The sequence below is a fragment of the Pseudoalteromonas sp. 3D05 genome, assembly GCF_002723455.1.
Lineage (GTDB): Bacteria > Pseudomonadota > Gammaproteobacteria > Enterobacterales > Alteromonadaceae > Pseudoalteromonas.
The window spans coordinates 403613-410397 of record NZ_PDUS01000002.1 but is presented as its reverse complement, the minus strand read 5'-3'; the positions used below and the strand labels follow the sequence as shown (position 1 = coordinate 410397).

General features: G+C 41.5%; 3 protein-coding genes. 2 read left to right on the top strand and 1 reads right to left on the bottom strand.

What is annotated here, in order from left to right; all coding sequences use genetic code 11:
- Positions 1 to 81 precede the first annotated feature (81 nt).
- Complete coding sequence (locus CSC79_RS04135; RefSeq protein WP_099294347.1) at positions 82 to 1707, bottom strand: alpha-glucosidase family protein; 1626 nt, start codon at positions 1705 to 1707, stop codon at positions 82 to 84.
- A 698-nt stretch (positions 1708 to 2405) separates the two neighbouring features.
- Here CSC79_RS04135 and CSC79_RS04130 point away from each other — a divergent pair.
- Both CSC79_RS04130 and CSC79_RS04125 read left to right on the top strand, forming a co-directional pair.
- The gene (locus CSC79_RS04130; RefSeq protein WP_099294345.1) at positions 2406 to 5192 is read left to right on the top strand and encodes a TonB-dependent receptor; all 2787 of its coding nucleotides are present in this window, start codon (positions 2406 to 2408) and stop codon (positions 5190 to 5192) included.
- A gap of 92 nt (positions 5193 to 5284) precedes the next feature.
- The gene (locus CSC79_RS04125; RefSeq protein WP_099294343.1) at positions 5285 to 6784 is read left to right on the top strand and encodes a tryptophan halogenase family protein; all 1500 of its coding nucleotides are present in this window, start codon (positions 5285 to 5287) and stop codon (positions 6782 to 6784) included.
- Position 6785 lies beyond the last annotated feature (1 nt).

The following is a 6785-nucleotide window of genomic DNA, read 5'->3' as shown; positions in this document are numbered from 1 at the left end:
ACACATTTCAGGACAAGACACTATGAGCAAATAAAAAGCCCTGATAAAATCAGGGCTTTTTATCAGGGGAATGTTTAGAAGCTAGTTTACGTCAGCATAAAAACAGCCAAAACCGGGCAGGGTTAAGCGCTTGTCGGTTACAGTTGCATTATGATGGCTAAGCTGTTCATGTGAGTTTATTATCGTGTTGCTCAGCGTTAATGTTTCAGTGCTGGCTGCTAAGTTAAATACGCACAGCATTGTTTTACCTTCCAATCGACGATAGAACGCTAGCACTGGTTCAGGTGTATCAATAAACTCAATATCACCTTCTAGCAACACAACCTGCGTTTTACGCCACGCCATAAACTCACGAAATGCGTTCAAAATAGAATCTGCATTTGTATCTTGCTCATTAACCGCTTGGCGTTTATGGTTTGCATCGACAGGTAACCAAGGTTTTGTCGTTGAAAAACCAGCTTGCTCACAGTTGTCGTTATGCCAAGGCATCGGTGTACGACAGCCATCACGGCCTTTAAAGTTTGGCCAAAAGGTAATGCCGTATGGGTCTTGTAAGTCTTCAAACGCAACATTGGCTTCGCCAAGGCCTAACTCTTCACCTTGGTACATGCAGACACTACCACGCAACGATGCAAGTAGGGCGCTCAACATTTTACATTGTGAGGGGTTGATGCTGTTGTCGCTGCTCCAGCGACTTGCTACACGCTCAACATCATGATTACTGAACGCCCAGCATGGCCAGCCTTCAGTCATGCGTTCTTCAAGTGTTTTAACTGTTGTGCGAATGTACTCGCTGCTGTAGTCATTAGTCAGTAGTTCAAAACTGTAACCCATGTGCAGCTTATCGCCGCCAGCTGTGTATTGAGCCATAGTGGCGAGTGAGTCTTCAGAAGATATTTCACCTAACGACACAGTACCAGGGTATTTGTTAAGTAAGGCACGAATATCCTGCATAAAGCTAATATTTTCAGGCTGGGTGTTGTTGTAGTCATGATATTGAAATGCGTACGGATTATCCTCACTAAAACCACGACCTTGGCGTTTTTCAGGTGGTTTAGCTGGGTTATCACGAAGCTGCGCATCGTGATAGCAAAAGTTAATGGCATCTAAACGAAAACCATCAACACCTTTTTTAAGCCAAAACTCAACGTTATCCAGTACTGCTTTGCGTACATCTGGATTATGGAAATTTAAGTCAGGTTGCTCTGTTAAAAAGTTATGTAAATAGTATTGCCCGCGACGAGGCTCCCACTGCCAAGCAGGTCCACCAAAAATGCTTAACCAATTATTTGGTTGAGTACCGTCTGGCTTTGAATCGGCCCATACGTACCAATCAGATTTGTCATTGTTTTTATCTTCACGGCTGTCTAAAAACCATTGATGTTGATCTGACGTGTGGCTTAATACTTGGTCAATAATGATTTTGATATCACGCTGGTGGGCTTGAGCAATTAACTCATCAAAGTCATTTAAATCACCAAACAAAGGGTCAATGTCACGATAATCACTTATATCATAGCCAAAATCTTTCATTGGGGATTTAAAGAATGGTGAGATCCAAATAGCATCAACACCTAAACTTTTAATGTAGTCAATTCGAGAGATGATCCCTTTTAAATCACCAATTCCATCGCCATTGGTATCTTGAAAACTGCGCGGGTAGACTTGATAAATAACTGCGCCTTTATACCATTGCTGCTGAGCCATGCTTTTCTCCATCGTGACAATGCTGCTTCACCACATTTGTCGTAGTGATTACGTCAATCTTATATGTGGCTACTACTTCGCCACGTTATTTTTAAAAAGCATACGTGAAGGTCACAAGAGTGTAAAAAGACTGCATACGTATGCATGGTAAATAGATTCAAAGTGTGCAAGTAAGCGCACTTAAATTTCATAATTAAAAGAGACATATTAATGTTTTGTGAAAACTTACCAATTTGTTAAATAAAACTATTAACAATAGGGCATTTCCAACTTGGTGCGATTTTAAAAGGGTTTGCTAGTTGTTGGTGCAAAAAGAAATGGTCTTACCAATTAGCTGTGGTTAAAATGTTCGGGCTGCGTAAGTCGACTAATAAGCGACTTTGTTGGAAATGAATGCCTTAGGTGTTCATCTAGCAGGCACAAGGGATTCAGAACGAGGAAATTAGTTTTTATTTAGGCTGCACCATTATATTTATTTTTTATTCCCATAAAAACAATGTGTTGACTTGATTTTTGTGAAATTTTTGTTAAAAGAAGTGGTTTTGCACTAACCTGAATACGTATGCATAAAGTTGTTAATAAAATAAGGCGAGCGTTAATATTCATCCTGACAACAAAATCAGCCAATGAGTCGCTCGCTTCTATCACAAGCAGTGAATAACGTTGGTAATACAAAATATGGGTAACGGGAAAACATCATGTCTATGTTCAAACCAAGTATATTAACAATTGCACTTGCAACAGCAGGTATTAGCAGTTTCGCTTCATACGCACAAGAAGAGCAATCAACAGCAAATAATGATGTCGAAGTCATAGAAATTAAAGGTTTTCGTGGCAGTGTTGTTGAATCAATCAATACAAAGCGTTTTTCATCAGAAGTAGTTGAATCTATCTCTGCAGAAGATATCGGTAAATTACCAGATTCGTCGATTGCAGAATCAATTGCTCGCTTACCGGGTTTAACGGCGCAGCGCCTTGATGGTCGTGCTAGCCGTGTTAGTGTGCGTGGTTTCAGCGAAAACGAAAGTGCAACAACCTTTAATGGTCGTGAGCAAGTGTCGATTGGTGATAACCGTGGCGTTGAGTTTGACCTTTACCCATCAGAAATAATGAGCGGTGTAACCGTATATAAAACACCAAGCGCGAGCATTGAGGCAGAAGGTATTGCTGGTGTAATCGACATGCAAACCGTAAAACCTTTAAGTAAAGGTGAGCGAGTCATCATGTTTAATGGTCAGCTAGAGCAAACAGGCTTTGATAAGCTAAACCCAGACGGCGATGATCAAGGTTATCGTGGCACGGTTTCATACATTGACCAGTTTGCAGATGATACGTTCGGTGTTGCATTTGCTTATAACAAAATGAGTTCACCAAACCAAGAGAAGCGTTGGAACTCATGGGGTTACCCTGATTTTACTGGCGATGATGGTCAATCATATTCTATCCTCGGTGGTGCAAAACCGTATGTACGTTCTTCAACGCTTGAACGTGATTCAGCCATGTTAGTACTTGAAGCTGCACCAACAGATCGCTTAAACATGACGTTTGACGCGTTATACATTGATTTCTCAGATGAACAAATCCTACGTGGTATTGAAGTTCCATTTGCATGGGGCCAAGGTTCAATTGACCCAGCTTCAACAACCGTTGACGCAGAAACAGGTTTTATCACAAGTGCATTAACGCAAGGACAACGAGTTGTTGTTCGTAACGATCACCAAGAAAGAAAAGCAGATTTAACGCAATTTGGTTTTAATGTTAAATATGACCTAAACGATGACTGGAGCACTGAGTTTGATATAAGCCGCTCAGAAGTAGAGCGTCAGTTGTGGAGTATTGAAAGTTATTCAGGCACAGGTCGCGGTGATGCTAATGGTGTAGCTGACAACATTGGTTATGCGTTTGACGGCGGAAACACAGGTGCACAGTTTTCACATGAGTTAGATTACAGTGACTATAGCTTAATGCAATTAGGTGGACCATTATCATGGGGTGCAAGTGCCGCACTTAATGACAAGTATGGTTTAACTGACACGCCATACCAGAATACAGCACAAGATGGCTTTATTAACGCGCCAAAAATCAATGATGAGCTGACAACCCTTAAGCTTGCTGCCAGTAAGATGCTTGATAACGCATATGTAAGCACCATTAAATTTGGTATGTCATACCGTGATCGTGAAAAGTCAAAACTGTCTGAAGGTTATTTCTTAACATTGAAAGACTTTTCATTGTCAAACCCTGGCATGATGTCAGTGCCTGAGCAATACCGTTTAGGTTCAGCCAGTCTTGATTTTATCGGCATGGGCGACATGATTGCTTATGACACAAGAGGGCTTGTGAATGACGGTTACTATGACCTATTGCAAGAGAGCCTAACAGACCAAAAACACAAAACGCAATCGTGGACAGTGCAAGAAAAGGTAACAGCATTCTTCGCGCAAGCTGATATAAATGCTGAACTTGGTTCAATCCCTGTAACAGGTAACATTGGTGTGCGCTATGTTAAGACTGAACAGTCTTCACAAGGCTCAGCAGCAAACACGGTAGACGGTTTAGTGGTAGTATCACCTACAGATGTTAGCCATGATTACAGCCATATTTTACCGAGCCTTAACTTATCTTTCGCAATTGATGAAGAGCAAACGGTGCGTTTTGGTGCAGCAAAAACTATTTCTCGTGCGCTATTAAATGACATGAATTCGTCGATTAATGCATCTTACTCGCAACAGCCAGATGATAACGGTAATTTCTGGAATATTTCAGGCGGTAACCCTAAGCTTGAACCAAAAGAAGCCACAGGTTTCGATGTAAGTTATGAAAACTACTTTAATGCCGAAGGTTATTTCTCTGCTGCAGTTTTCTATAAAGACATCACGCAATGGATATTTGACGGTAATTACGAAGTTGACATGTCAGGTGTTGCAAACCCAGCAACCGGCGAAATACCAGCAAGCTCCACAGGTTCAGGTTCTGGTAAAGTCAATGGCGGCGGCGGTGACCTGTGGGGTTACGAGCTTTCACTGGCGTTACCATTTAACATGTTTCACTCGTCACTAGATGGCTTTGGTTTAATTGCTAGTCACACTGGTATTGAACAAGATGTTGAAAATCAAAACGGTCAACCATACGAACTTGTTGGTTTATCTGACCAAATTGATAGCCTGACAGTGTACTTTGAGCGTAACGGCTTCCAAGCACGTACCAGCATGCGTAAACGTAGTGACTTTAAAGGTAACGTGAATGGTTTAGGTCTTGCCGCTACTCAGGTTGATATTGAAGGCGAAACAATTTGGGATGCACAAATTGGCTATGACTTTGGTGAAGCTGGTGTCGAAAGCCTAGAAGGCTTAAATGTGACATTCCAAGTACAAAATATTACTGAAGAACCGTTCACCACACTACAAGGTGACAATGCACTGCAAGTACGTGATTACCAAGACTACGGTCGTACATTCTTGTTAGGCTTTAGTTACAAGCTATAATAATCTTTAGCGTTGAAAAGCCCTTGTGAATTGTTTTACAAGGGCTTTTTTATATCGACTACACTTAAGCAAAAACAAGTGGAGCAGGGGCTATGAAAAATAAACAAATAAAAGACGTGGTAATAGCGGGTGGTGGTACTGCTGGGTGGATCACCGCAGCGCTACTTAATAAAGTGCTCGGCAAAGTTGTTAACATTACCCTTGTTGAATCAGATCACATTGGCACCGTGGGCGTAGGCGAGGCGAGTATACCGCCCATTCTTCATTTAAATGCCGCGCTAGGTATTCGAGAAAACGAGTTTATTAAAGCAACTCAAGCAACCATTAAATTGGGGATCGAATTTGAAAACTGGCGTTCACAAAAGCACGCATACATGCATGCTTTTGGCGATATTGGCAAAGACTTTCCGTTTTGTGAATTTTATCATTTTTGGTTAAGAGCCAAACAGCAAGGCACAGCCTCTGATTTTTGGGATTTCTCCCTTAACTACCAAGCTGCAAAACAGCATAAGTTTACTCATCTTCAACACATACCTAACACACAATTGACCGGTTTAAATTACGCCTATCATTTTGATGCCACACTGTATGGCGAGTATTTAAAATCGCTTTCAATATCACGGGGCGTTAACCGAATTGAAGGTAAAATAGCCCAAGTTGAGCAATGTCAAAACACAGGCTTTATTACGGCGCTTGCACTTGAAGATGGCCAAACAGTTACCGGTGACTTATTTATCGATTGTACTGGGCTGCGCGCTTTGTTGATTGAACAAACCCTCAATACAGGCTTTGAAGATTGGTCTCATTGGCTCCCTTGCGATAGCGCTATTGCAGTACAAACAAAAAGAGCAGCTGAGCCTGTGCCTTATACCCGTTCTATTGCGCACGATGCTGGTTGGCAGTGGCAAATACCACTACAGCACCGAGTTGGTAATGGCTTGGTGTTTTCAAGCCGTCACATTACTGATGAACAGGCAAAACAACGATTATTAGAAAATCTTCCTGGCGAGCCTATTACTGAGCCGAGAGTTATTCGATTTAAAACAGGGCGTCGTCGTAAACAGTGGCATAAAAATGTGGTGTCTGTGGGTTTATCAAGCGGGTTTTTAGAGCCGTTAGAATCAACCAGTATTCATTTAATCCAAACCGCGGCTATTCGTTTAATTAAGCTTTTTCCACATAACGGAATTGATGACAGCTTAGTCGAGACATTTAACCAACAAAGCCAAACTGAAATTGAACGCATTCGTGATTTCATTATTCTGCATTACAAATTAACCGAACGGACCGACAGCGCTTTTTGGCGTCAATGTAAGCAAATGAGTATTCCAGATTCACTGCAAAAGAAAATCGATTTATTTAAAGCGACTGGCAAAATTATACGTGAAGATGACGAGCTGTTTGCGCAAATCGCTTGGCAACAGGTGATGATAGGGCAAGGGCTTGAAGCAAACGACTATTCTGCACTTGCAAGTGCATTAAGTGATGACCAACTCAGCGAGTTATTTAGCAGCTTAAAAACGTTAATTAACGGCACTGTTGAGCAACTTCCTAGTCACAGTGACTTTTTACTACGGATGAAAAATAATTAAG